The sequence below is a fragment of the Massilia sp. CFBP9012 genome (genome assembly GCF_034045115.1).
GTDB lineage: Bacteria > Pseudomonadota > Gammaproteobacteria > Burkholderiales > Burkholderiaceae_D > Telluria.
The window spans coordinates 105,552-128,202 of record NZ_JAXCWM010000013.1 but is presented as its reverse complement, the minus strand read 5'-3'; the positions used below and the strand labels follow the sequence as shown (position 1 = coordinate 128,202).

General features: G+C 67.6%; 17 protein-coding genes. 6 read left to right on the top strand and 11 right to left on the bottom strand.

From position 1 onward, the window contains the following. Nucleotides 1–4 precede the first annotated feature (4 nt). The 9 genes from SOM61_RS20910 to SOM61_RS20870 all read right to left on the bottom strand — a co-directional run bounded on the left by SOM61_RS20910 (nt 5) and on the right by SOM61_RS20870 (nt 16,044). The gene (locus tag SOM61_RS20910) at nt 5–973 is read right to left on the bottom strand and encodes an HDOD domain-containing protein (RefSeq protein WP_320475859.1); all 969 of its coding nucleotides are present in this window, start codon (nt 971–973) and stop codon (nt 5–7) included. A gap of 51 nt (nt 974–1,024) precedes the next feature. Then, nucleotides 1,025–2,470 (bottom strand): efflux transporter outer membrane subunit, encoded by a 1,446-nt coding sequence (locus tag SOM61_RS20905; protein WP_320475858.1) that lies wholly within the window; start codon nt 2,468–2,470, stop codon nt 1,025–1,027. Further along, the gene (locus SOM61_RS20900; RefSeq protein ID WP_320475857.1) at nt 2,467–5,733 is read right to left on the bottom strand and encodes an efflux RND transporter permease subunit; all 3,267 of its coding nucleotides are present in this window, start codon (nt 5,731–5,733) and stop codon (nt 2,467–2,469) included. The genes SOM61_RS20905 and SOM61_RS20900 overlap by 4 nt, the downstream gene beginning before the upstream one ends. Next, on the bottom strand, nt 5,730–8,825 hold the full coding sequence (locus SOM61_RS20895) for an efflux RND transporter permease subunit (RefSeq protein ID WP_320475856.1): 3,096 nt from the start codon (nt 8,823–8,825) through the stop codon (nt 5,730–5,732). Before SOM61_RS20895 ends, SOM61_RS20900 begins: the two co-directional genes overlap by 4 nt. A gap of 157 nt (nt 8,826–8,982) precedes the next feature. After that, complete coding sequence (locus SOM61_RS20890; protein WP_320475855.1) at nt 8,983–10,311, bottom strand: efflux RND transporter periplasmic adaptor subunit; 1,329 nt, start codon at nt 10,309–10,311, stop codon at nt 8,983–8,985. Nucleotides 10,312–10,563: 252 nt separating this feature from the next. Next, the gene (sppA, locus tag SOM61_RS20885; protein ID WP_320475854.1) at nt 10,564–12,420 is read right to left on the bottom strand and encodes a signal peptide peptidase SppA; all 1,857 of its coding nucleotides are present in this window, start codon (nt 12,418–12,420) and stop codon (nt 10,564–10,566) included. A 34-nt stretch (nt 12,421–12,454) separates the two neighbouring features. Next, on the bottom strand, nt 12,455–13,927 hold the full coding sequence (locus SOM61_RS20880) for a sodium:solute symporter (RefSeq protein ID WP_320475853.1): 1,473 nt from the start codon (nt 13,925–13,927) through the stop codon (nt 12,455–12,457). Nucleotides 13,928–14,007: 80 nt separating this feature from the next. Further along, complete coding sequence (locus SOM61_RS20875) at nt 14,008–14,439, bottom strand: hypothetical protein (RefSeq protein ID WP_123071940.1); 432 nt, start codon at nt 14,437–14,439, stop codon at nt 14,008–14,010. 99 nt (nt 14,440–14,538) lie between these two features. After that, nucleotides 14,539–16,044: an NYN domain-containing protein gene (locus SOM61_RS20870; protein ID WP_320475852.1), complete on the bottom strand. Its 1,506-nt coding sequence runs from the start codon at nt 16,042–16,044 to the stop codon at nt 14,539–14,541. Nucleotides 16,045–16,256: 212 nt separating this feature from the next. On the opposite strand from SOM61_RS20870, the gene SOM61_RS20865 reads away from it, so the two are divergent. Then, nucleotides 16,257–18,188 (top strand): PAS domain-containing hybrid sensor histidine kinase/response regulator, encoded by a 1,932-nt coding sequence (locus SOM61_RS20865; RefSeq protein WP_320475851.1) that lies wholly within the window; start codon nt 16,257–16,259, stop codon nt 18,186–18,188. Here the strand turns inward: SOM61_RS20865 and SOM61_RS20860 are convergent. Then, nucleotides 18,185–19,123 (bottom strand): alpha/beta fold hydrolase, encoded by a 939-nt coding sequence (locus SOM61_RS20860; RefSeq protein WP_320475850.1) that lies wholly within the window; start codon nt 19,121–19,123, stop codon nt 18,185–18,187. The two genes, SOM61_RS20865 and SOM61_RS20860, sit on opposite strands and share 4 nt — an antisense overlap. 70 nt (nt 19,124–19,193) lie before the next feature. On the opposite strand from SOM61_RS20860, the gene SOM61_RS20855 reads away from it, so the two are divergent. Continuing rightward, nucleotides 19,194–19,571, top strand: a complete 378-nt coding sequence (locus tag SOM61_RS20855) for a MerR family transcriptional regulator (RefSeq protein WP_320475849.1) — start codon at nt 19,194–19,196, stop codon at nt 19,569–19,571. Nucleotides 19,572–19,625: 54 nt separating this feature from the next. Next, nucleotides 19,626–20,051 (top strand): DUF7684 family protein, encoded by a 426-nt coding sequence (locus tag SOM61_RS20850; protein WP_320475848.1) that lies wholly within the window; start codon nt 19,626–19,628, stop codon nt 20,049–20,051. A gap of 14 nt (nt 20,052–20,065) precedes the next feature. Here SOM61_RS20850 and SOM61_RS20845 read toward each other — a convergent pair whose 3' ends face one another. Further along, nucleotides 20,066–20,482, bottom strand: coding sequence for a DUF1810 domain-containing protein (locus tag SOM61_RS20845; RefSeq protein WP_320475847.1), 417 nt, complete (start codon nt 20,480–20,482; stop codon nt 20,066–20,068). A gap of 65 nt (nt 20,483–20,547) precedes the next feature. On the opposite strand from SOM61_RS20845, the gene SOM61_RS20840 reads away from it, so the two are divergent. The 3 genes from SOM61_RS20840 to SOM61_RS20830 all read left to right on the top strand — a co-directional run bounded on the left by SOM61_RS20840 (nt 20,548) and on the right by SOM61_RS20830 (nt 22,619). Then, nucleotides 20,548–20,769, top strand: coding sequence for a DUF3820 family protein (locus tag SOM61_RS20840; protein ID WP_320475846.1), 222 nt, complete (start codon nt 20,548–20,550; stop codon nt 20,767–20,769). 73 nt (nt 20,770–20,842) lie between these two features. Then, nucleotides 20,843–21,241 (top strand): response regulator transcription factor, encoded by a 399-nt coding sequence (locus SOM61_RS20835; RefSeq protein WP_320475845.1) that lies wholly within the window; start codon nt 20,843–20,845, stop codon nt 21,239–21,241. Nucleotides 21,242–21,302: 61 nt separating this feature from the next. Further along, complete coding sequence (locus SOM61_RS20830) at nt 21,303–22,619, top strand: hypothetical protein (RefSeq protein ID WP_320475844.1); 1,317 nt, start codon at nt 21,303–21,305, stop codon at nt 22,617–22,619. The last annotated feature ends 32 nt before the right edge of the window (nt 22,620–22,651 follow it).

The window sequence follows — 22,651 nt, the reverse complement described above, 5'->3', positions numbered from 1 at the left end:
AGCGTTAGCCCGGCAAATCGGTCAGCTTGCCCAGGCAGCGGCGCTCGAAACTGTCCAGGCCCTCGGTCACGAGCGCGTCGTCCTCCAGCACCACGTGGGCGTCGAGCAGCAGCCGCAGCTTGGCGATCCGGTCGCCGCGTTCGAGCGTCTGCGCCAGCGGCGATGCATCCGGCTGGCCGACGCCGGCGATGGCTTCCACCACCTCGGACGGGAATTCCCAGTGGGCGGCGATGGTCGACGACAGGCCGCGGCTGACGTCGAACAGGCGCCGGCCAAACTCGCTGGATCCGGGAATCTTGCCACTCTCGACCGCCCGCTCCGCCAGGCGGAAGGCCACCACCAGCCCCAGGTTCTGCATCAGGCCGGCCAGGTAGGCTTCGAACACGCCGGCGCCCAGGCCCGGCGCCATCAGGCTCGAGGCCAGCGCGCACTTCTCGGACTGGTTCCAGACCAGCGGCGCCGCCTGGCGCGCGAAGCCCTGGTCGGCCATTTTGATCAGGGGCCGGAAAGCGATCCGGGCCAGCAGCATGCGCAGGCCGTTCTGGCCGATCATCATGAGGGCGCCATCGAGCGACTTCACCGCCTGCAGCGGCCGGTAATAGGCGCTGTTCGCCTCGCGGATCACTTCTGCCACCAGCACCAGGTCCTGCTCGACCTGGCGCGCCAGGTCGCCGGTCGAGACGTCGTCGTCGGCCAGGTCGCGCAGCAGCTTGGGGATCAGCTCGGGGATGCGCGGCACCAGGCCGCTGGCGGCCTGCGGGTCGGCCGCGAGCGTGCGCACGAGGTCGAGGATGTGTTCCTCGACGTCCGCTCCCGCCTGGTAGCCGCCGGATGCGGTCAGCCAGCGGTAATAGGCGGCATCGACCTGGACGCCGTGGTCGTCTCCCAGCTCGTCCGCCTGTGGGGTGGCGCCGGCGGCGGCGTCAGGCGCCTTGTCGGCGCTGCTCAACATGCGATTAATCCAGTTTTTCATGGCGTGTGCCTGACTATCGATAATCGCAGCATTGTAATGCCTGACGCATGATTACTGCACCGCGTCCGCCAGCCTTTGTTCCTGCCAGCCGCCGCCCAGCGCCTGGATCAGCGACACCGCCGCCGTCTGGCGGTCGGCCTGCACCTGCACCAGCGAGCGGCGTGCAGACAAGGCCGTCACCTGGGCCTGCACCACCTCGGTATAACTCACCTGCCCGGCCTTGTAGCGGTTCAGGATCTGCTCTTCGACCAGCCCGGCCGCCTCGGCCGCCTCGGCCCGCAATTGCTGCTGCTGCTCCAGCACGCGGGTGGCGGACAGGCCGTTCTCGACGGTGGCGAAGGCGTCCAGGGCCACCTGGCGGTAGCGCGCCACGGTCGCCTGGTGGCGCGCCTCGGCGCCTTCGACGCTGGCGCGGGTGGCGCCGGCATTGAAGATGGTCTGGGCCGCCGACAGGCCGAACGACCAGGCTGCGGCGGACGCCGAGAACAGGTCGCCCACGCGGCTCGTATTGTTGCCGTAAGAAGCGGACAGCCCGAAATTGGGGAAGTAGGCCGAGCGCGCGATGCCGATGTCGGCATTGGCCGCCGCCACGTCGCGTTCGGCGGCGGCGATGTCGGGACGGCGCTGCAGCAGGGTCGAAGGCACGCCGACCGGCACGTCCGGCACCGACACATGCCATGGCGCCGGCGGCAGGGCGAAGCTTGAGGGGGTCTGGCCGACCAGCACGGCGATCGCGTGCTCGAGCTGGGCGCGCTGGTTGCGCAGGCCGAGCGCCTCGCTGCGCGCGTTGGCGAGCTGGGTCTGGGCCTGCAGCACGTCGGAGCGCGCCGCGATGCCGGCCTCGAAACGGTTCGAGGTGATCTGCAGCACGCGCTCGTAACCTTCGATGGTCGAGGCCAGCATCTCGCGCTGGGCGTCGGTCTGGCGCAGCGAGAAGTAGTTGATCGCCAGCTCGCCCTGGGCCGCGAGGACGGCGTTGGCCAGGTCGGCGGCGGTGGCCTGGGCACTGGCCTCGGCGCCGGTCACTGCGTTCTTGAGGCGGCCGAACACGTCAGGCTCCCAGCTGGCGCCGATCTGCAGGCGATAGGCGTTGCTCGCGCCACGGTTGACGCTATCGTCTCCGCCGCCGGCGCGGTCAGCGCCAGCGCCCAGCGTCACCACCGGGAACAGCGAAGCGCGCTGCTGGGCCACCAGCGCGCGTGCCTGGGCATAGTTGGCGACCGCCACCGCCACGTTCTGGTTCGCAGCCTCCACCTGCCTGGCCAGGCGATCGAGCTCGGGGTCTTCGAACAGGATCCACCAGGGGCCGCGCTCGAGTGCGTCGGCCGGCGCGGCCGGGACCCAGCCCTCGGCCTCCTTGTAACTTCCCGGCAGCGCCGCACCGGCGGCAAGCGGGTCCGGTCGTTCATAGGCGGGGCCGACGGCGCAGCCGGCCAGGGCCAGGGCAAGAGCGAGCAGGGAAAGACGGAATGGAAGCTGTTGTCGCATAGTGGTCATGGTTTGGCCAGGGACGGACCATCCTCGTCATGAGGGTGGCGGGTCAGATTATGTTCATCGGGTTTGCGCGTACGCAGCTTGTCGAGCAGGACGTAGACCACCGGCGTGGTGAGCAGGGTCAGGAGCTGGCTCGCGACCAGGCCACCGATGATGGCGATGCCCAGCGGGCGGCGCAACTCCGAGCCTTCGCCGAAGCCGATCGCCAGCGGCAACGCGCCCAGGGCCGCGGCCAGGGTCGTCATCAGGATCGGGCGGAAGCGCAGCATGCAGGCCTCGCGCACCGCCTCCATCGCGGACAGGCCGCGCGCACGCTCGGCTTCCAGCGCGAAGTCGATGATCAAGATCGCGTTCTTCTTGACGATGCCAATGAGCAGGAACACCCCGATCAGGGCGATGATCGTAAACTCCATCTTGAACAGCAGCAGCGCCAGCACCGCGCCGACGCCGGCCGACGGCAGCGTCGACAGCACGGTCACCGGGTGGATCAGGCTTTCGTACAGGATGCCCAGCACGATATAGATCACGACGATCGCGGCCAGGATCAGCAGCGGCTGCTCCTGGCTCGACGCCTGGGCCGCCGCCGCCGTGCCCTGGAAGCTGCCGCGCACATTGTTCGGCATGCCGATGTCGGCCTCGGCCTGGCGTACCGCGGCCTGGCCATCGGCCAGGGTAAAGCCCGGGTTCAGGTTGTACGAGACCGTGGTCGCCAGTTCCCCGTCCTGGTGACTCACCGAGGTCGGCGTGGCGCTTTCGGCAAACCGCGCGATCGCCGACAGCGGCACCATGGTGGCGGCGGCGCTGGCCAGGGCTTGCCCGCCGGATGGGTCACGCGCCGCGGTCAGGTTCGCGGTCGTCGAGGTCGAGGCGCCGGCGGCGCCGGTGGCGGCGGCCGTGCCGGTGCCGGTGGAGGCCGCGCTGGAAGCGCCGCCGGTCGGCCGCGCCGGCACGTAGACGTCCTTCAGCGCCTCGGGCGACTGCGCGTATTTCTGGGCCACGCCCATCACCACGTGGTACTGGTTCAGCTCATCGTAGATGTTCGCCACCTGGCGCTGGCCGAAGGCGTTGTACAGCGCATTGGTGACGTCGCGCGTGCTGATGCCAAGGCGCGCCGCCGATTCCTTGTCGATGGTGACATAGGTCTCGACGCCGTTCTCGGCCTGGTCGGTGTCGACGTCGACCAGCGCCGGCTGCGCCTTCATGGACTCGGCCAGGCGCGTGGCCCATGCCTTGAGGTCTTCGGCGTTGTCGCTCTTGAGCGTGTACTGGTAGGTCGAGTTGCTGGAGCGCCCGCCCATGCGCAAGTCCTGCACGGGATTGAGGAAGATCGTGATGCCGGTGACCTTCGCCATCTGCGGGCGCAGGCGCGCGATCACGGCCTGGGCCGCGACGTCGCGCTCGCCCACGGGTTTGAGGTTGACGAACATGAAACCGCCGCCGGCGCGCCCTCCGCCGGTGAAGGCGACGACCGTATCGACCGCCGGATCCTTGCGGATGATCTCCACCAGCTGGTAGATCTTCTGCTGCATGGCCTGTGACGAGATGCTCTGGTCGGCGCGGATGCCGCCATTCATCTGGCCCGAGTCCTGCTGCGGGAAGAAACCCTTCGGCACGCTGGAGAACAGGTAGACGTTCAGCGCCACCGTGAACAGCAGGATGATCATCACCAAGAGCTTGCTGTCCAGCGCCCAGTCGAGCGCGTGTTCATAGACGCGCAGCACGCGCGCAAAGCTGTTCTCGGACCAGCGCGCCAGGCGGCCCGGCTTCTTGTCCGGGTCTTCCTTGCGCAGCAGCCAGGCGCACATCATCGGCGTCGTGGTCAGCGAAATCACCAGCGAGATCAGCACCGCGGCGGAGAGCGTCACCGCGAATTCGCGGAACAGGCGTCCCACCTGCCCGCCCATGAACAGCAGCGGAATGAACACCGCCACCAGCGACAGCGAGATCGACAGCACCGTAAAGCCCACCTCGCGCGCGCCCAGCAGCGCGGCCTGCATGCGGTCCATGCCGTTCTCGATATGCCGCGCGGTATTTTCGAGCACCACGATGGCGTCGTCGACGACGAAGCCGGCGGCCACCGTCAAGGCCATCAGCGACAGGTTGTTGAGCGAGAATCCGAGTGCGTACATCACACCGAAGGTGCCCAGCAGGGACACCACGGTCGCCACCGCCGGCACCACCGTGGCGCGCAAGGACCGCAGGAACACACTGACCACCCCCACCACCAGCACGATCGACAGCACCAGGGTGAACTCGATTTCGTGCAGCGAGGCGCGGATCGAGTTGGTGCGGTCCGAGGCCACCGCCAGGCTGATGTCGCCCGGCAGTTGGGCCTGCAGGGACGGCAGCAGGTCGCGGATGCCGTCCACGGTCTCGATCACATTGGCCTCGGGCTGGCGCGTGACGAGCACGATCACCGCCGGCTGGCCGTTGAACAGGCCCAGGGTGTAGACGTTCTCGGGGCCGTCGAACACCGTGGCCACGTCCGACAGGCGCACGGCGGCGCGGTCGCGCCAGGCGACGATCAGGCCACGATAGTCGCTGGCGCTGCGGCCGTCGCCGCCGGCCGGCTGCGAATAGATCTGCAGCCGGTTGCCACTGCCCTCGATCTCGCCCTTGGGGCGGTTCGGATTACTGGCCTGGATCGCGGCGCGCACGTCCTCGCTCGAAACACCATAGCGGTTCATCGCATACGGCACCAGCTCGACCCGCACTGCCGGCAGCGAGCCGCCGCCGATTTCCACTTCGCCCACGCCTTTCACCTGGGCCAGCCGCTGCTGGACCAGGTTCGACACCGATTCATAGATCTGGGCCGGGGATTTGGTCTTCGAAGTCAGCGCGAGAATGATCACCGGCGCGTCCGAAGGGTTGGCTTTCCTGTAGGTCGGGTTGCTGCGCAGGGTTGCCGGCAGGTCGGCGCGCGAGGCGCTGATCGCCGCCTGCACTTCGCGTGCGGCGGCGTCGATCTGGCGATTCAGCTCGAACTGCAGGTTGATGCGGGTCGAGCCGGTGCTGCTGCTCGAGGTCATCTCGTTGACGCCGGCGATCACGCCCAAGCGCCGCTCGAGCGGCGTGGCCACGCTCGACGCCATCGTCTCCGGACTGGCGCCCGGCAGCGAGGCCGAGACCGACACGGTCGGATAGTCGACCTGGGGCAGCGGCGCCACCGGCAGCACGAAATAGGCGCCGATGCCGGCCAGCGCCAGGCCCAGGGTCAAGAGGACCGTCGCGATCGGACGCTCGACGAAGGGGCGCGACAGATTCATGCGCCCGCCCCTTCGGTCTTGTGCGGTGCCTTGCCGGTCCAGCGCCGCGCGGTGCGGTCGAAGGCCAGGTAGATCACCGGGGTGGTGAAGAGCGTCAGCAGCTGGCTCAGGATCAAGCCGCCGAAGATGGCCAGGCCCAGCGGCCGGCGCAGCTCGGCGCCTTCGCCGGTGCCCAGCATCAGCGGCACGGCCGCGAACAGCGCCGCCAGGGTCGTCATCAGGATCGGACGGAAGCGCAGGAGCGCGGCCTGCCTGATTGCCACCAGCGGAGATTTACCTTCCTCGCGCTCGGCCTCGATCGCGAAGTCGATCATCATGATCGCGTTCTTCTTGACGATGCCGATCAGGAGGATGATGCCGATGATGCCGATCACGCCCAGCCCCTGCCCGCTGACCCACAGCGCCAGCAGTGCGCCGACGCCGGCCGACGGCAGGGTCGACAGGATCGTCAGCGGATGGATGTAGCTCTCGTAGAGCACGCCCAGCACAATGTAGACGCAGACGACGGCGGCCAGGATCAGCCACAGCTGGTTCGACAGCGAGGCCTCGTAGGCGCCGGACGCGCCGAGGAAGGTCATGCTGACCGAGGCCGGCATGCCGATCTCCTCGGCGGCGGCGCGGATCGCGCTCACCGCCTGGCCCAGCGAAGCGCCGGAAGCGGTGTCGAAGCCGACCGTCGCCGCCGGGTACTGGGCCACATGGATCACCTGCAGCGGCGCCTGGCGCTCGCTGATGGTGGCGATCGCCGACAAGGGCGTCGGCTGGCCGGAACCGGTGCGCAGCTGCAGGCGGCCGAGGGCGGCGATCGACATCGCCTCGTCCTGCTGCGCTTCCAGGATCACGCGGTACTGGTTGGTCTCGGTGAAGATGGTGGACACGATGCGCTGGCCGAAGGCGCTGTACAGCGCGTCGTCGATCGAGGCGGCCGTGATCGACAGGCGCGACGCGGTGTCGCGGTCGATGTCGATGAAGGCGGCGGCGCCGGTGGCGCCGGCATCGGTGATCGCCGTGCGCAGCTCGGGCAGGCTGCCGATCTTTTGCGTCAGCCGACGCGCCCACTCGTTGACCGTTTCTTCATCGGAGCCTTCGAGCGACAGCCGGTACTGGGTCGGACCGCTCTCGGCGTCGATGGTGAGATCCTGCGTCGGCTGCAGGAACAGCTGCAGGCCCGGCACATTGGCCACGCGCTGGCGCAGGCGCTGCATGGTCTCAAGCTGGTTGCCGCGGTCGGCCTTCAGGTTGATCAGCATGGTCCCGGTATGCAGCATGGTGTTGTTGGCGGCGTCGACGCCGACATAGGACGCCACCGAGGCGACCTCGGGATCGGCCATGATCTGGCGCGCCGCTTCCTGCTGCAGCTTGGCCATGTCGGCGTACGAGATCGATTGCCGTGCCTGCACCCGCGCCTGCAGCTGGCCGGTGTCCTGGGTCGGGAACAGGCCTTTCGGGATGACCATCCACAGCAGCGCCGTCAGCACCAGGGTGCCCAGGGCCACCAGCAGGGTCAGGCCCTGGCGTTGCAAGACCCAGCCGAGCATCACGTCGTAGCGCTCGATCACGCGGTCAAAGAAGGCCTGGAATTTGATGGCGAACTTGCTCGGCTTTTCCTGCTCGTGGCTGCGCAGCCAGCGCGCCGACATCATCGGCACCAGGGTGAGCGAGACCACACCCGAGATCAGGATCGTGATCGCCAGCGTCACCGCGAACTCGCGGAACAGGCGGCCGACCACGTCGCCCATGAACAGCAGCGGGATCAGCACCGCGATCAGGGACACGGTCAACGAGATGATGGTGAAGCCGATCTGGGTCGCCCCCTTGATCGCGGCCGCCATCGGCTTTTCGCCCTTCTCGATATAGCGGGCGATGTTCTCGATCATGACGATCGCATCGTCGACCACGAAGCCGGTGGCGATCGTCAGCGCCATCAGCGAGAGGTTATTGAGGCTGTAGCCGAGCAGGTACATCACGCCGAAGCTGCCGATCAGCGAGATCGGCACCGCCAGGCTGGCGATGATGGTCGCGCGCAGGCTGTGCAGGAAGGCGAAGATCACCAGCACCACCAGCACCACGGCCAGCAGCAGCTCGATCTGCACGTGCTTGACCGAGGACCGGATGCCGGTGGTGCGGTCGCTCAGCACGTCCATGCGCAAGGCGGTCGGCAGGCCGGCCTGCAGCTCGGGCAGGCGCGCCTTGATCGCGTCCACGGTGGCGATCACATTGGCGCCGGGCTGGCGCTGGACGTTGAGGATGATCGCCGGCTTCATATTGGCCCATGCGCCCAGGCGCACGTTCTCGGCGCTGTCGACCACCTTGGCCACTTCGCGCAGCTTGACGGGGGCGCCGTTGCGGTAGGCGACGATCAGGTTTTCGTAATCGGGGACGGTGACCAGCTGGTCGTTGGCGTTGATCGCATACGAGCGGGTCGGGCCGTCGAAGCTGCCCTTGGCGCTATTGGCGTTGGCGGAGGTGATCGCGGTACGCAGTGTATCGAGGCCCAGGCCATACGACGCCAGCGCCTCGGTATCGGCCTGGATCCGCACTGCGGGCCGCTGGCCGCCCGACAGCGAGACCTGGCCCACGCCCGAAACCTGGCTGATCTTGAGCGCCAGGCGCGTGTTGACCAGGTTCTGCACCTCGGTCAGCGGCAACGTGTCCGAGGTGATGGCCAGGGTCAGAACCGGCGCATCGGCCGGGTTGACCTTGGCGTAGACCGGCGGCGCCGGCAAGTCGGTCGGCAGCAGCGAGCCGCCGGCATTGATCGCGGCCTGCACTTCCTGCTCGGCCACGTCGAGCGTCTCGCCCAGCGCGAACTGCAGGGTGACGATCGAAACCCCGGCGGCGCTGGTGGAACTCATGCGGGTCAGGCCGGCCATCTGGCCGAACTGGCGCTCCAGCGGCGCGGTGACGGTTCGCGCCATGACTTCGGGACTGGCGCCCGGGTACAGGGTCTGCACCTGGATGGTCGGGAAGTCGACCTGCGGCAGCGCCGACAGCGGCAGGAAGCGGTAGCCGACCAGGCCCGAGAGCACGATCGCCAGCATCAGCAGGGCGGTGGCGACCGGGCGGTTGATGAAGGGGGTGGAGGGACTCATGCCTTGCCTCCGTCGTCCGCACAGCCACCCCGTCGTTCCCGCGCAGGCGGGAACCCAAGTGCTGCGTGCGTTACGGCTATGCGGGCTAACTTAGGTTCCCGCCTGCGCGGGAACGACGGGCTGATGGCGCGGGCCGTATGCTCGCGGTACGTCAACATCATTGCTGCGCTCCCTGGGTCGGACGACCACCGCCCTGGCCCTGGCTCTGGCGCGCGCCCTGTCCCTGACCACGCGCACCGGCCGGACGTTCACCCGGCAACACCACGCTGGCGCCATCGCGCAGGCGGTCGGCGCCTTCGGTGATCACCTGCTCGCCCACCTTCAGGCCGCTGGCGATCTGCACCTTGTCGACGGTCGCCTGGCCGCGCTTGACGGTGCGCAGCGCCACGGTGCGCGCCTCGGGATCGAGCACGTAGACGAAGTCGCCGTTGGCGCCGTGGCGCAGCGCCGTCACCGGCACCACCACTGCGTCCTTCAAGGTATTGACGGTCAGGCGCAGGTTGACGAACTGGCTGGGGAACAGCTTGTTGTCGGTATTGGCGAAGCGGGCCTTGGCGCGCACGGTGCCGGTCTGGGTGTCGACCTGGTTGTCGAGCGCGATGAAGCTGCCGCTGGCCAGCGCCTCGGTGCGGGTGCGGTCGAGCGCGGTGGCCGGCAGCTTGGTCTCTTGCGCGATACGCCCCTGCAGCGCCGGCAGGTGGTCTTGCGGCACGGCGAATTCGACGTCGATCGGCGACAGCTGGGTGATGACGGCGATGCCGGCCGCGTCGCCGCTGCCCACCAGGTTGCCCACGTCCACCGTGCGCAGGCCCACCCGGCCGCCGATCGGCGCACGCACCGTCGCGTAATCCAGGTTCAGCTGGGCCGTGCCTTCGGCCGCCCTGTTCGTCATGCCGGTGCCTTCGAGCTGCTTGACCAGCGCGGCCTGGGTATCGACTTCCTGGCGCGCGATCGAATCCTGCTCGAGCAGGGTGCGGTAGCGCGACAGGATCAGGCGCGCGCTTTCGAGCTGGGCCTCGTCGCGCTGGCGCTGGCCGCGCGCCTGCAGCAGGGCCATCTCGAATGGGCGCGGGTCGATCGTCGCCAGCACCTGGCCCGGCTTGACCAGCTGGCCCTCGGTGAAATGGATCTTCTGGACCACGCCCGACACTTGCGGACGCACGGTGACGGTGGCCGCGGCGACCACGGTGCCGAGCGCCTCCAGCGTCACCGGGATGTCGGCCTGCTCGGCGCGCGCGACGCCGACCGTGGTTGCAGGGCCTCGTCCACCGGGACCGCGCGCGCCGCCCGGCCCACCTGGGCCACCGGCCGCCATCCCCGGTCCACCCGCGCCACCGGGGCCGCCCGCCGGCTGGTGGGTGAGCCACCAGGCAAGGCCTCCCAGCGCCACCATCGACAGCACGGCGATCACGCCGCCGATGAGGCGGGCGCGCCGGGTGCGGGCGGGACGGTCGGTGGTTGGATGAGGCGGGAGATGCTGGTCCATGCTTGTCCTTGTTCTATATAATTTTGTTACTTGCACAATACGGGTCACAATGACTTTAGCATGGTCGTTTCACTCATAATGTTTCGTAACGTACATTGCTCAACCATGGAATCGACGCTTTCGCCGCCGCCTTAACGCCGATTTACACAGTTCACCCCTATTTAGGCGACGTAAACGAAAAACGGGCGCGAACTGCCGCTCGCGCCCGTCGATACTCTGTATTAATCAGTTACAAACTGCTTACATAAGCAATCACCAGTTACCGCAGAAGCAATGGGCCACCGCCGCGAACGGCTTGCGCTCTTGCGTCAGCTCGGACAGGAAGGCCATGTCATGCGCCACCTGGCCGACCGGGCCGGCCGGAATCGCCTGCTCGACCAGGCCCAGCTTGACCTGGATCGTCATCGCCTGCGCCGCCGAGGCGCCGGCCATCTGCAGGAAGCGCTCCACGCGCGTGACCGGACGCTCGACATAGACCACGCGGTAATCCTTGGCCAGCTTGGCGCGGCCGGCGGCCGAGGCCAGCGCGTCGTTATAGCTGCCCAGGCGGTCGACCAGGCCGCGTTCCTTGGCCTGGGCGCCGGTCCAGACGCGGCCCTGCCCCACTTCGTCGATCTTCGCCTGGGTGGTCTTGCGCGCCGCCGCAGCCTTGCTGGTGAAGTCGGCATACACATTGTTGATGCTTTGCTGGACCAGCTTCTGGAAGCGCGGGTCGAGCGGACGCAGCGGATTGTAGGCATCGGCCAGCCAGGTGGTGGTCACGCCCTCGGTACGCACGCCAAGCTTGTCGGCCACCTTGTCGGCGGTCGGCAGCAGCGCGAACACGCCGATCGAACCGGTGATGGTGGCCGGGTCGGCGATGACTTCGTCGGACGCCATCGAGATCCAGTAGCCGCCCGACGCCGCCACGCTGCCCATCGACACCACCACCGGCTTGCCGGCGGCGCGCGTCAGTTCCAGCTCGCGCCGGATCAATTCGGAACCATAGGCGCTGCCGCCGGGCGAATCGACGCGCAGCACCAGTGCCTTGATGGAATCGTCTTCGCGCGCCTGGCGGATCAGGTTGGCCGTGGAGCGGCCGCCGATCACGCCGGGACCGCCCGCGCCGTCGGTGATGGTGCCGGAGGCGACGATCACGCCGACCGCGTCGCCAAAGGCTTTCTGCGGATGACGCGACAGGTAGTCATAGAAGCTGATCTGGCGGAACGACTTGATGTCTTCTTCGTAGACGCCGCGCTTGGCCATCAGCACGCGCAACTCGTCGCGGGTCTTGAGGCCGTCGACCAGCTTGGCCTGCAGCGCGACCTTGGCGGCGCTGCCGCCGGCCGCTTCCATGCGCTCGGGCAGCGTGTCGATCATGCTGGCCAGCGCCCCGTCGGGCAGCTTGCGGTTTTTCTCGACCAGGCCGGTGTAGCCGGACCACATCGCGTTGTACAGGAAGGCGTCGGCCTCGCGCGCGGCGTCCGACGGGCCGTTGGCGATATACGGCTCGGCCGCGCTCTTGTAGGTGCCGACCTTGACCAGGTTGACCGTCACGCCGACCTTGTCGAGCGCGTCGCGGTAGTAGTTGCGGCGTCCGCCGAAGCCTTCGATGAGGACCATGCCCATCGGATGGACGTAGACCTCGTTGGCGTGCGAGGCGACCAGGTAGCGCTTCTGGTCGTATTGGCCGCTCCAGGCCACGACGGTCTTGCCGGCCTTCTTGACGCGGTCCACCGCGGCGCCGAACTCGCGCAGCATGGCCATGCCGCCGCCGTTCATCTCATCCAGCAGCAGCACCACGCTGGTGATGTTGGGATCGCGCGCGGCATTGTCCATCACCTGGATCACGTCGCGCAGGCGCACGGTGCGCTTGCTGTCGCCGCCCACGTTGTCGAGCACCGTGTCGCGCAAGGTGGTCTCGTACTGCTCGACCAGGTCGCCCTTGACCTCGACCACCAGCGCGGTCTTTTCAGACAGCGGCTTGACGCCGCCGCCGAAGAACATCGCGATGATCAGGATGAGGATCAGCAGGAACAGCAGGTTGAAGAAGGTGCGGCGGGTCACGTCGAGCGCGGTCCAGAGGAACACGAAGCCGCGCCGCAAGGCATAGAGGGGCTTGAAGGCCATCGAAACTCCAGTCAAGGTCAATGAAACGTAGCGGTCAGGCGACCCGGCCGGCCCCGGCAACGCCAGGGACGCGACGCGAGATCGCATACAAGCCGGCAAACACCAATATGCCGTTAATCAACAGTAATTCCAGCCCGAGGCGGTAAGCGCCGAGCAGGTAAGCCTGATTGTACTCAAGGATCGCGCACAGGACAGGTGCGCCGATCGTCACCAGCGGGACAAGCCTGTCGGTCGGCGTGCGCGCGGTCAGCATGCCGAAGGCGAACAGGCCGAGCAAGGGCCCGTAGGTATACGCCGCCAGCTTGAGGATCACGCCGATCATGCTCGGGTTGTCGGCCGCCTTGAAGCCCAGCACCAGCAGCAGGAACAGGAAGGCGAAACCCAGGTGCACGCGGCGGCGCAGGCTTTCGGCCTGGGCCTGGGTCAGGTCGGTGCGGCGCTTGATGCCGAGCAGGTCGATGCAGGTCGACGAGGTCAGCGCCGTAATCGCCCCGTCGGCGCTGGGGAACAGGGCCGAGATCAGCGCGATCAGGAAGATGATCTGCAAGGCCGCCGGCAGATGGCCCATCACCACCGCCGGGAAGATCTTGTCGCCGGTGGCGGTCACGCCGACCGTCGGCGCATACAGGTACAGCAGGCCGCCCAGGAACACGAAGGACAGCAGCACCACGACCAGCACCGCGGTCAGGGTCAGCATATTCTTTTGCGAATCCTTCAGGGTCTTGACCGAGATAGTCTTCTGCATCATTTCCTGGTCCATGCCGGTCATGGTGATCGTGATCAGGGCGCCGGCGATGATCTGCTTGAGCCAGAAATTGGGGCTGTCGACATCAATCGTGAAGATGGTGGCCAGGCCCTGCGCCTGCATCTGGTTCAGGCTTTCCGGGATCGACATGTTCAACTCGCCCAGCAAAATCCAGACGCAGGCGAACAGGCCGAACAGCATGCAGCTGGTCTGCAGGGTGTCGGTCCAGACGATGGTCTTGACGCCGCCCTGGTAGGTATAGAGCAGGATCATGCCCAGCACGACCAGGGTGCTGAGCCAGAACGGCACGCCCAGGCTGTCGAGGATGATGGCTTGCAGGATGTTCACCACCAGGTAGAGGCGCGCGGTGGCGCCGAGCAGGCGCGAAATAATGAAAAAGCCCGCGCCGCTCTGGTAGGCGCGTGGCCCTAAGCGCACGTCGAGATAGTGGTAGATCGAGGTCAGCTGCAGGCGGTAGTACAGCGGCAGCAGCACATAGGTCACGGCGATATAGCCGATCACGTAGCCGATCACGATCTGGGCATAGCCGAAGCCATCGACGCCGACCGCGCCCGGCACGCTCACGAAGGTCACGCCGGACAGGGTGGTGCCGACCATGCCGAAGGCGACCAGCATCCAGTTGCTGCTCTTGTTACCGATGAAGAAGCTGTCGTTGTTGGCGCCTTTCGAGGTGGCCCAGGCGACGCCGAGCAGCAGTGCGAAATACGCGATGAGGATGCAGAAGAGAAGTAGCGGGGACATGGGGTGCCGAGGTTGATGTTTCGCTCAGCAATATACACCTTACGCCACGCTGGCCCAAGGGCCTGCGCCCCGGTTTGCCTTCAGATTTCTTCGCCGCGCACCCGCGTGAAGGGGCCGATGCAGGCCTCGATCGAGGCTTCGGCGCACAGCAGGAACAGCTTGCCGGACGGATGGAAGCGCACGAAATGGGTGACATTGGCGCCCGGCTTCATGACGTTGCCGGAGCAGTCGGGCTTGCCGTTGTCCTTGGTGATGCGGTCGGTCAGGCGGTAGAAACCCTCGGGATCGGGCTCGTTGGGGATCGTGTAGACGCTCTCGGAAATCTCGGCGGCGCTGGTAACCAGCGTGGTGCCGTCGGCGCGGAAGCGGTAGGTCTCCGAGCAGTTGGTATCTGGCACCTCGAGGCGCCAGATCCCCAGGATCGGGTGATCGGACGCCGGGGCATTCTGCGCCAGCGCCGGCATGACGGCGCCCAGGAGGGACAACAGCAACAGGCTGATAATGGCGCGCATGGCGGGCTCCTTGGTCGCAACCGGACGGTGCCTGCACGGGATCGGACAGGCGATGCCATTATTGCATCGCCTGTCGCGGGCAGGCGCACGCGCTGCGACTCAGCCCTTCTCGCTACCTGCCTTCGGCTTGGCTGGGCGGCGGCTGCGTGGTGCAGCCTTGCGCGCCGGCGCCTTGGCGGCTGGACGAGCGGGATTGTAACGCGCCAGCTTGGCCGCGGCAGCAGCATCGATCGCCTCGTCCGACTCTTCGTCATCGTGAAGCTGCGGCTCATCGGGCGTCTCGACCACGGCCGGCGCTGCTGCCTGCTCGGCAGCGGCGGCGGCTTCCAGCGCCGCCTGCTCGGCGAGCTTCTTGGCCGATGGTTTGCGTGGGGCGCGGCGGCGCTCTTTCGGTGCCGGCGTCTCGGCCTGTGCCTCCACTTGCGTGGCGTCCGCCTCGACCGCGAACAGCGTCGGCTGCGATGCCGGCTGCTCGATGGCCTCAAGCTCGGCCCGCTGTTCGACCTGCTGTTCGACCTGCTGTTCGACTACCTCGTCGACCTGCGATTCGGTGTCGGTGACGACAGGTTCCAGCAGGGCTGGAATCTGCGCCGTCTCGCCACGAGCACCACCCTTGCGGCCACCGCGGCCACGCCCACGGCGGGTGTCGGGTTTGGCCTGCTCGTCCGGCGCGCCTTCGACCGGCGCGGCGGCATCGAGCATGTCCTGGACCACAGCCTCGGAGGCCTGGGTGCCATCCTGGCTCACGGACTCGACGCCGGCCAGCGTGGCCGGCGCATTGGCGCTGCGGTACACAAAGGTGCCCGACTTCTCGTCACGGCCGAACTCGAACAGGCCGCGGGTCTGGGCTTCTTCGAGCAGGTTGCCGAACGTGCGGAAGCCATAATAGGTTTCGGAGAAATCCGGACGGCGGCGCTTGAGCGTATCTTTCAGCAGCGAGGCCCAGATCTTGCCGGTATCGCCGCGCTCGGACACCAGTGCGTCGAAGGTCTCGACCACCATGTCGAGTGCCTGCAGTTTGCGTGCCTCGAGTTCTTCCTTGCGCTTGTCGTCGCCCGCGTTCGCATTCGAGCGGCGCGACTGCGGCTGGGCCTTGCGCTCGTCGCGCTTGGCCGCGGTGCGGCGCTGTTCGCGCACCAGGTCGTCGTAGAAGATGAATTCGTCGCAGTTGGCCACCAGGAGGTCGGAGGTCGATTGCTTGACGCCCACGCCGATCACCTGCTTGTTGTTCTCGCGCAGCTTGGAGACCAGCGGCGAAAAGTCGGAATCGCCGCTGATGATCACGAAGGTATTGACGTGCGACTTGGTGTAGCACAGGTCGAGGGCATCGACCACCAGGCGGATGTCGGCCGAATTCTTGCCTGACTGGCGCACATGCGGGATCTCGATCAGCTCGAAGTTCGCCTCATGCATCGGCGCCTTGAAGGCCTTGTAGCGGTCCCAGTCGCAGTACGACTTCTTGACCACGATGCTGCCCTTGAGCAGCAGGCGTTCCAGCACCGGCCGGATGTCGAATTTCTCGTAGTTGGCGTCGCGCACGCCCAGTGCGACGTTTTCGAAGTCGCAGAACACCGCCATGCTGATGTTGTCGGAAGATGAGGCCATGAGTTTTTGTTTTCTGGTAATAAGTGGACAAGCTAAGGGCGATTATACGCAACCGCCGATGCTTTCCGCCGTCCCGCTCGCGCCGGCGGCTGATCGGCTCAGTTGTTTTCAAATTAGCGATCGTGCACACAGGAATTGTGACCGCTTCAATTGTCCGTTTAACACCCCTACATCTGCCCTATAATTCCGGCTCCTGCAACCGGACTTTGACGATGCTCCCAGCCACCCTGTTCGAGTCGGCCTTCAACAGCTCGCCCTTCGGGCACTACCTGCTGTCGCCCACGCCTGACGCGATCATCCTTGCCGTCAACGATGCCTTCCTCAAGGCCTCATCGCGCACCCGCGAGGAACTGGTGGGCATCAGTCTGTTCATGGCTTTCCCCGCCAATCCGGACGATCCGGACGATACCGGCGAAGCGGACCTGCGCGCCTCGCTCGACAAGGTGCGCGCGACGGGCCTGCCCGACACCCTGCCCGCCGTGCGCTATCCGATTCCGGTGGTGCTGCCCAATGGCCAGACGGTGTTCGAGGAACGCTTCTGGACCTCGACCAGCACCCCGATCTTCGGCCCCGGCGGGGAGCTGGCCTGCATCTCGCACAGTAACAGCGACGTCACCGCCCAGGTACGCTCGGAGGCGGCCGTGCGCGAAAGCGAGAAGCGCTTTCGCGCGCTGACCAATGCGACGGCCGAAGTCATCTATCGCATGAACCCCGACTGGACCAAGCTGCATTACCTCGAGGGCCGTGGCTTCATCAAGGACACGGCCGACACCAACCCCTACTGGCTGGAAGATTATATTCCGCCGGAGGACCAGGAACTCCTGCATCGGGAAATCGCGCGCGCCATCCGCGAGCGCTCGGTATTCGAGCTCGAGCACCGGGTGCGGCGCGCCGACGGCAGCAGCGGCTGGACGCTGTCGCGCGCGGTGCCGATGTTCGACGCCGCCGGCGAAGTCTACGAATGGATCGGCGCCGCCAGCGACATCACCGAACGCAAGGCGGTGGAAGAAAAGCTGCGCGAGGCCGATCGCCGCAAGGATGAATTCCTGGCCATGCTGGCGCACGAGTTGAGGAATCCCCTGGCGCCGATCGGCGCCGCGGCCGAGCTGCTGCAGCGCATGAAGCTGGACGAGACGATCATCAAGCGCACCAGCCAGATCATCGGGCGCCAGGTGGGCCACATGACGGGGCTGATCGACGATCTGCTGGACGTCTCGCGCGTCACGCGCGGCCTGGTCGAACTCGATACCGAAGCGCTCGACGTCGGCGCCGTGCTGCACGAGGCGGTGGAACAGGTCATGCCGCTGATCCAGGCGCGCCGTCACCACCTGGCGCTGCACCTGCCGCCAGCGGGCACGCTGGTCGCGGGCGACCGCAAGCGCCTGGTGCAGGTGGTCGCCAACCTGCTCAACAACGCCGCCAAGTACACGCCGGAAGACGGGCGCCTCGAGGTCGAATCAGTCGTCGATGCCGACCGGCGCCTGTGCATCGATGTGCTCGACAACGGCATCGGCATGGCGCCCGAACTGGCGGCGCGCGCCTTCGAGCTGTTCGCCCAGGCCGAGCGCTCGTCCGACCGCTCCTCGGGCGGCCTGGGACTGGGCCTGGCACTGGTGAAAAGCCTGGTCGAGCTGCATGGCGGCGCGGTGTCCTGCGACAGCGCCGGCCCGGGCCGCGGCAGCCGTTTCTCGGTCTGCCTGCCGCTGCTGGAGCCGCAGACCGCCAGCGCCACGCCGCCCCGCGCGGAGCTGCGCAGCCCCGCGCAGCCGGAACCGCTGCGCGTGATGGTCGTGGACGACAACGTCGATGCGGCCGTCACCCTGTCGATGCTGCTGGAGTCGGGCGGTCACCGGATCGCGGTGGAGCACGATGCACTGCGGGCGCTGGAGTGCGCGCGCCAGTTCAGGCCCCAGGCCTGCCTGCTCGACATCGGCCTGCCCGGGATCGACGGACTGGAGCTCGCGCGCCGCCTGCGCGCGCTGCCGGAAACGGCGGAGGCGATGCTGGTCGCGGTCACCGGCTACGGCCAGGCGCGCGACCGTGACCAGATCCTCGCGGCCGGCTTCGACCATCACCTGGTCAAGCCGATCGATACCGCGCGGCTGTACGCGCTGCTCGGCGCGTGCAGTCACGCGCCAGCCTAACGGCCCGGCGCAAGCTGGCGCGACGCGCCGTGCACGAAGCGCGCCAGATCCCGTGCAAAGCGTTCCGGTTCTTCGGCGAACGGCGCGTGGCCCGACTCCGCATAGACCGCCTGTTCCATGCGCGGATTGAGCTGGCGCGCCCTTGCCATCGCCGGCGCCGCATGGATCAACGCATCGCGCGCGCCGTACAGCAGCAGGACCGGCGCCCGCGCGGCCGCCAATCCGCGCAAGGACACGTCCATCGAATGCACCGCGGCCTGCATGTCCCAGGAAGCCATGGCGGCGGCGCCCAGCAGGCGCTCGAAGCCGGCCTGATCGGGCCTGGTGTGGAAGCACAGGGCCAGGAAGGCGCGCTGGGCATCGAGGCGCGTGCCCAGGTCGGACGCATTCAGGTCGCGGTACACCTCGGGATGCGCGACGATCTGCCGCGCATCCGTCAATTCGACGACGCCGTTGACATAGACCGCGCCTCCGATCGCGGCGTCGCCATGAATCGCCAGGTAGTTCGAGATCACCGCCGCACCCAGCGACCAGCCGACCAGCACCGGCTTGTGCGCCTTCGTGGCCGCGATCACGGCCGCCAGATCGTCGGCCCAGCGCCGTCCCTCGCGGTAGGCCGCCGGGCCGCCCGGCTTGCCGGACAGGCCATGGCCGCGCAAGTCGTAGCTGATCAGGCGATAGCCCCGCAGCGCCGGGCTGGCGCGCTGGGCTTCCCAGTTCAGGTGGCTGCCCAGCAGGCCGTGGATGAACAGGATGGCCGGGCCGTCCGGGTTGCCCGACTCCTGCACCGCCAGGGTCACGCCGTCGGGCGCGGTGACGGTGGTGTGCCGGGTGGCGGCCTGCGCCAGGGAACTGGCGGCGAACAGGATCGCGACCAGCAAGAGGATGCGGGCGCGCGCCCGCAGGAATGGATGAAATGGATGAATCGGGTTCATGGTGTGCTCCAGGGTCGGTGAAGTGCTATCCTGAAGCCTGACATTAATGTGAGGGTCAAGCGCACATCTCATGCAATCCGATTCTTCCCCTGCAGCGCTGTCGATCGGCGAGCTGGCGCGCCAGACCGGCGCCAGCGTGCGCTCGCTGCGCCACTACGACCAACAGGGCCTGCTCGACGCGCGCCGCGCCGCCAACGGCTACCGTGTGTTCCCGCCGGGCGCCGTGACCCGGGTGCGCCAGATCCAGCGCCTGATCGCGGCCGGCTTCACCCTGGCCGAGATACGGGGCTTCCCCAACTGCATGCTGGCGGTCGAGGGCGCCGCCATGTGCGCCGAGACGGCGCCAACCCAGCACAAGCTGCTGGCCGCCATCGAAGCCGAGATGGGCGAACTCGAACGGCGGCGCGCGCGCCTGCGCGCCATGCTGGCCGGAACCGCCGCCGACTAGCATGATCGGCTCCGGGCGGCGATAATGCCGCCAACCTTTTCCGGCATCGACATCATGCAAGCACACAAAGCCCATTACCTGCAGCTGCGTCCCCATGACGCCCTGCCCGACCTGACGCACCTGGCGCCGTTCATGGCCGTGGTCGTGATTGACGACGACAGCGACGAGATGTGGCGCTGGGACGTCGCGCGCTGGCTGGTCGATTCCGGCTGCCGCTACATGCTGGCCTGGGGCAAGGAGTGCGCGAGCTGGAACGAGGCGGTCGAGGATGCCGCCCTGGAAGCGTTCGACTACGAAGACGTCGCGCCGGAACAGACCGTGCTGACGACGGCGCACGAGGATGACGATCTGGACGAAGTATTCTGGTTCGCCCGCCACCGCGCCAGCCACCCGGCGCTGCGCTTTTCCACCGCGGTGATCCTGCACGTGGCCGTGCGCGGCCGGCCCGACGAATTGCTGGCGCAGTTCGCGGACGCCTGAACCGCACCGGCCCGCTACACGCGCGCCAGCGTCTCCGGATCGGCCTCGCCGTCGAAATACTTGTCGATGCAGGCCTGGAACACGGCCTCGTCCGGCGCCACGTCGGCGAACAGGGTCATCGACGAGCGGAATTTCAGCTCGTCCGGATGGCCGAAGATCTCGTGCGCCGAGGGCCCATCGAGCGCGGCGACGATGCCGGCGCATTCGCGCAAGCGCCGGCCCAGCACCGGATGGGCCAGGTAGGCGGCCGCCTCGTCCTCGGAGCCGATGGCAAAACGCTGCGCCATCTCGCTGCTGCCCAGCCCCTTGAACTGCGGAAAGACAAACCACATCCAGTGGCTACGCTTGTGCCCGGCCTGCAATTCGGCCACCACGCCGGCGTAGACCGGCTCCTGCGCCTCGACGAAGCGCGTCAGGTTGAAGTCATCCATGGCATTTCCCTCCCCTTGTCATCGAAATGCTACAACGCCGTCGTTGTTTGCTAAAGTGCCGCACGATGAACGCTGAACACCTCTCCCTCCTCCTCGTCCGCGAAATGCCCTACGGGAAATATAAAGGCCGCAAGCTGGCCGACCTGCCGGGCCACTACCTGGGCTGGTTCGCGCGCGAAGGCTTTCCACGCGGCGAGCTGGGCCAATTGCTGGCCCTGATGTACGAACTCGACCACAATGATTTGCGCGGTCTGCTCGATCCGTTGCGCCGGCCGTCAACTAGTTGATTCCCTCTAGCAATACACCCGCCAAAATCCTGCTGGGCATCGGTATAATCGAACATTCAACGAAGAATCCACCATGCTCAACGAACACGCTCCCGCGCCCCTGGTACTGGTGGTCGAGGATGACGACCACATAGCCCAGGTATTGCGCTTCATGCTCGAACGCCAGGGCTACCGCGTCACGCACCTGGCCGACGGCCGCGCCGCGGGCGAGTACGTCGCCGCCAGTCCCGATATCCCCGACCTGGTGCTGCTGGACGTGATGCTGCCCCATCTCGATGGCTTCGAGATCGTCGCCCTGGCCCGCGCGCGCGCCGCGTGGGCGGCGGTGCCGATCCTCATGCTCACCGCCAAGAACACCGAGCGCGACACCGTGCGTGCGCTCGACGCCGGCGCCACCGACTTCGTCAGCAAGCCCTTCCAGCCCAACGAATTGCTGGCGCGCGTGCGGCGCCTGCTGTTGCCGTCAGCCTGAGAATCCCCGACGCGCCCCGAAGCGGGCGCTGCGAATCGCCCGGCTCGCTTACACTCGGGGCATGTCGCGCACTATTTTCCTGCTTCCGCTTCTGCTGTCATCGCTGACCTTGCCGGCCCAGGCAGCCACCTTGCTGCTGTGCCCCGGCACCCCGCTCGCGTCTCCCGGCGCAGTGACCGAGGACCACACCACCGCCATGGGCGCGCGCATGCGCGCCATCGTCACCGAGGCGCCAGGCAAGCCCGATCCCGGCTGCCGCGCCGTGCCGCTCAGGGTGGCCGCCAGCGGCGTCCAGGCCCTGCACCTTTTGCCACGGGACGCGGCGCCCGGCGACACGATCCTGCTGCGCGGCGAACAACGGGACAAGGAATTCACCGTCACCGGCCACACGCTGGGCGCGGAGGAGCCGCCTCCCGCGCCACAGCCGGGCCTGGCCACGCAAGACCCCGAGGACGCGGCCGAGGTACGCCGGCGCGCGCCGCGCGCCACCTGGGCCTGGAGCCCGAACGCCTGGCGCGAACGCGCCGACGCCATGCTCGAGTGGGCCGCCGGCGAAGGCATGGGCGAGTTGTTCATCAATGTTCCGGTGCGCGCCGGCCAGGTCGCCGAGCCGCAGGCATTGGCGGCCTTCGTGCGCCAGGCGGACAGCCGCGGCATGGCGGTGACCGCCTTCGAGGACGGGCCCGACCTGATCCTGCCGACCGCGCGCGCCGACGCCGTCGGCCGCATGCGCGCGTATGCCGCCTACAACGCGCAGGCGGGCGCAAAAGAACGCCTGAAGGGCGTCCAGCTCGACGTCCAGCCTCAGCTGCTCGCCCCGGACAAGCTGCCGGAGGCGGCGCACGACGGCCACTACCTCGACCTGCTCGCCGCGCTGCGCAAGGCCGCCGGCAAGATGCGGCTCGAGGCCGTGGCGCCGGCCGCCTGGAGCAGCGAGGACGCGCTGCTGCGCGGCCTGGCGCGCCATGTGGACGCGCTGACGGTGCGTAACTACCGCACCGACCCCGATGAAATACGGCGCCATGCGGCGCCCTTCCTCGATTGGGGCGTCAGGCATGGCAAGCGGGTGCGCATCGCGCTCGAAGCCGGACCGGCCGGCACCGGCGTGGAACGCCACTACCGGCGCGTGGAACCGGGCGCCAAGGGCGACCTCCTGATGTTCGACCTGGCCGGGCAGAAGGTGCTGATGCTGCTGAAGGTGCCCGCGGCCCAGGACGAGGCCCAAGCCTACGCGCTGGCCGACCGGCGCGGCATCGCCGGCTCGGCCACCACCTTCCACTTCGACAAGCCCGCGCTGATGCGCCTGCTGCCGCAGCTGGAACAGTCCTTTGGCGCGTGGAAGAGCTTTGGCGGGATGGCGGTGCACGAGCTGCGCTGAATGGTCGCCGCTGAGCTCACCGTTCGACAGGT

Bases quoted from the DNA above. Each gene is read 5' to 3' on its own strand.
- SOM61_RS20900 (WP_320475857.1), bottom strand. From the start codon at position 5,733: ATGAATCTGTCGCGCCCCTTCGTCGAGCGTCCGATCGCGACGGTCCTC.
- SOM61_RS20895 (WP_320475856.1), bottom strand. From the start codon at position 8,825: ATGAGTCCCTCCACCCCCTTCATCAACCGCCCGGTCGCCACCGCCCTG.
- SOM61_RS20880 (WP_320475853.1), bottom strand. From the start codon at position 13,927: ATGTCCCCGCTACTTCTCTTCTGCATCCTCATCGCGTATTTCGCACTG.
- SOM61_RS20855 (WP_320475849.1), top strand. From the start codon at position 19,194: ATGCAATCCGATTCTTCCCCTGCAGCGCTGTCGATCGGCGAGCTGGCG.
- SOM61_RS20845 (WP_320475847.1), bottom strand. From the start codon at position 20,482: ATGGATGACTTCAACCTGACGCGCTTCGTCGAGGCGCAGGAGCCGGTC.
- SOM61_RS20830 (WP_320475844.1), top strand. From the start codon at position 21,303: ATGTCGCGCACTATTTTCCTGCTTCCGCTTCTGCTGTCATCGCTGACC.
- SOM61_RS20875 (WP_123071940.1), bottom strand. From the start codon at position 14,439: ATGCGCGCCATTATCAGCCTGTTGCTGTTGTCCCTCCTGGGCGCCGTC.
- sppA (WP_320475854.1), bottom strand. From the start codon at position 12,420: ATGGCCTTCAAGCCCCTCTATGCCTTGCGGCGCGGCTTCGTGTTCCTC.
- SOM61_RS20835 (WP_320475845.1), top strand. From the start codon at position 20,843: ATGCTCAACGAACACGCTCCCGCGCCCCTGGTACTGGTGGTCGAGGAT.
- SOM61_RS20850 (WP_320475848.1), top strand. From the start codon at position 19,626: ATGCAAGCACACAAAGCCCATTACCTGCAGCTGCGTCCCCATGACGCC.
- SOM61_RS20860 (WP_320475850.1), bottom strand. From the start codon at position 19,123: ATGAACCCGATTCATCCATTTCATCCATTCCTGCGGGCGCGCGCCCGC.
- SOM61_RS20865 (WP_320475851.1), top strand. From the start codon at position 16,257: ATGCTCCCAGCCACCCTGTTCGAGTCGGCCTTCAACAGCTCGCCCTTC.
- SOM61_RS20905 (WP_320475858.1), bottom strand. From the start codon at position 2,470: ATGACCACTATGCGACAACAGCTTCCATTCCGTCTTTCCCTGCTCGCT.
- SOM61_RS20840 (WP_320475846.1), top strand. From the start codon at position 20,548: ATGAACGCTGAACACCTCTCCCTCCTCCTCGTCCGCGAAATGCCCTAC.
- SOM61_RS20890 (WP_320475855.1), bottom strand. From the start codon at position 10,311: ATGGACCAGCATCTCCCGCCTCATCCAACCACCGACCGTCCCGCCCGC.
- SOM61_RS20870 (WP_320475852.1), bottom strand. From the start codon at position 16,044: ATGGCCTCATCTTCCGACAACATCAGCATGGCGGTGTTCTGCGACTTC.
- SOM61_RS20910 (WP_320475859.1), bottom strand. From the start codon at position 973: ATGAAAAACTGGATTAATCGCATGTTGAGCAGCGCCGACAAGGCGCCT.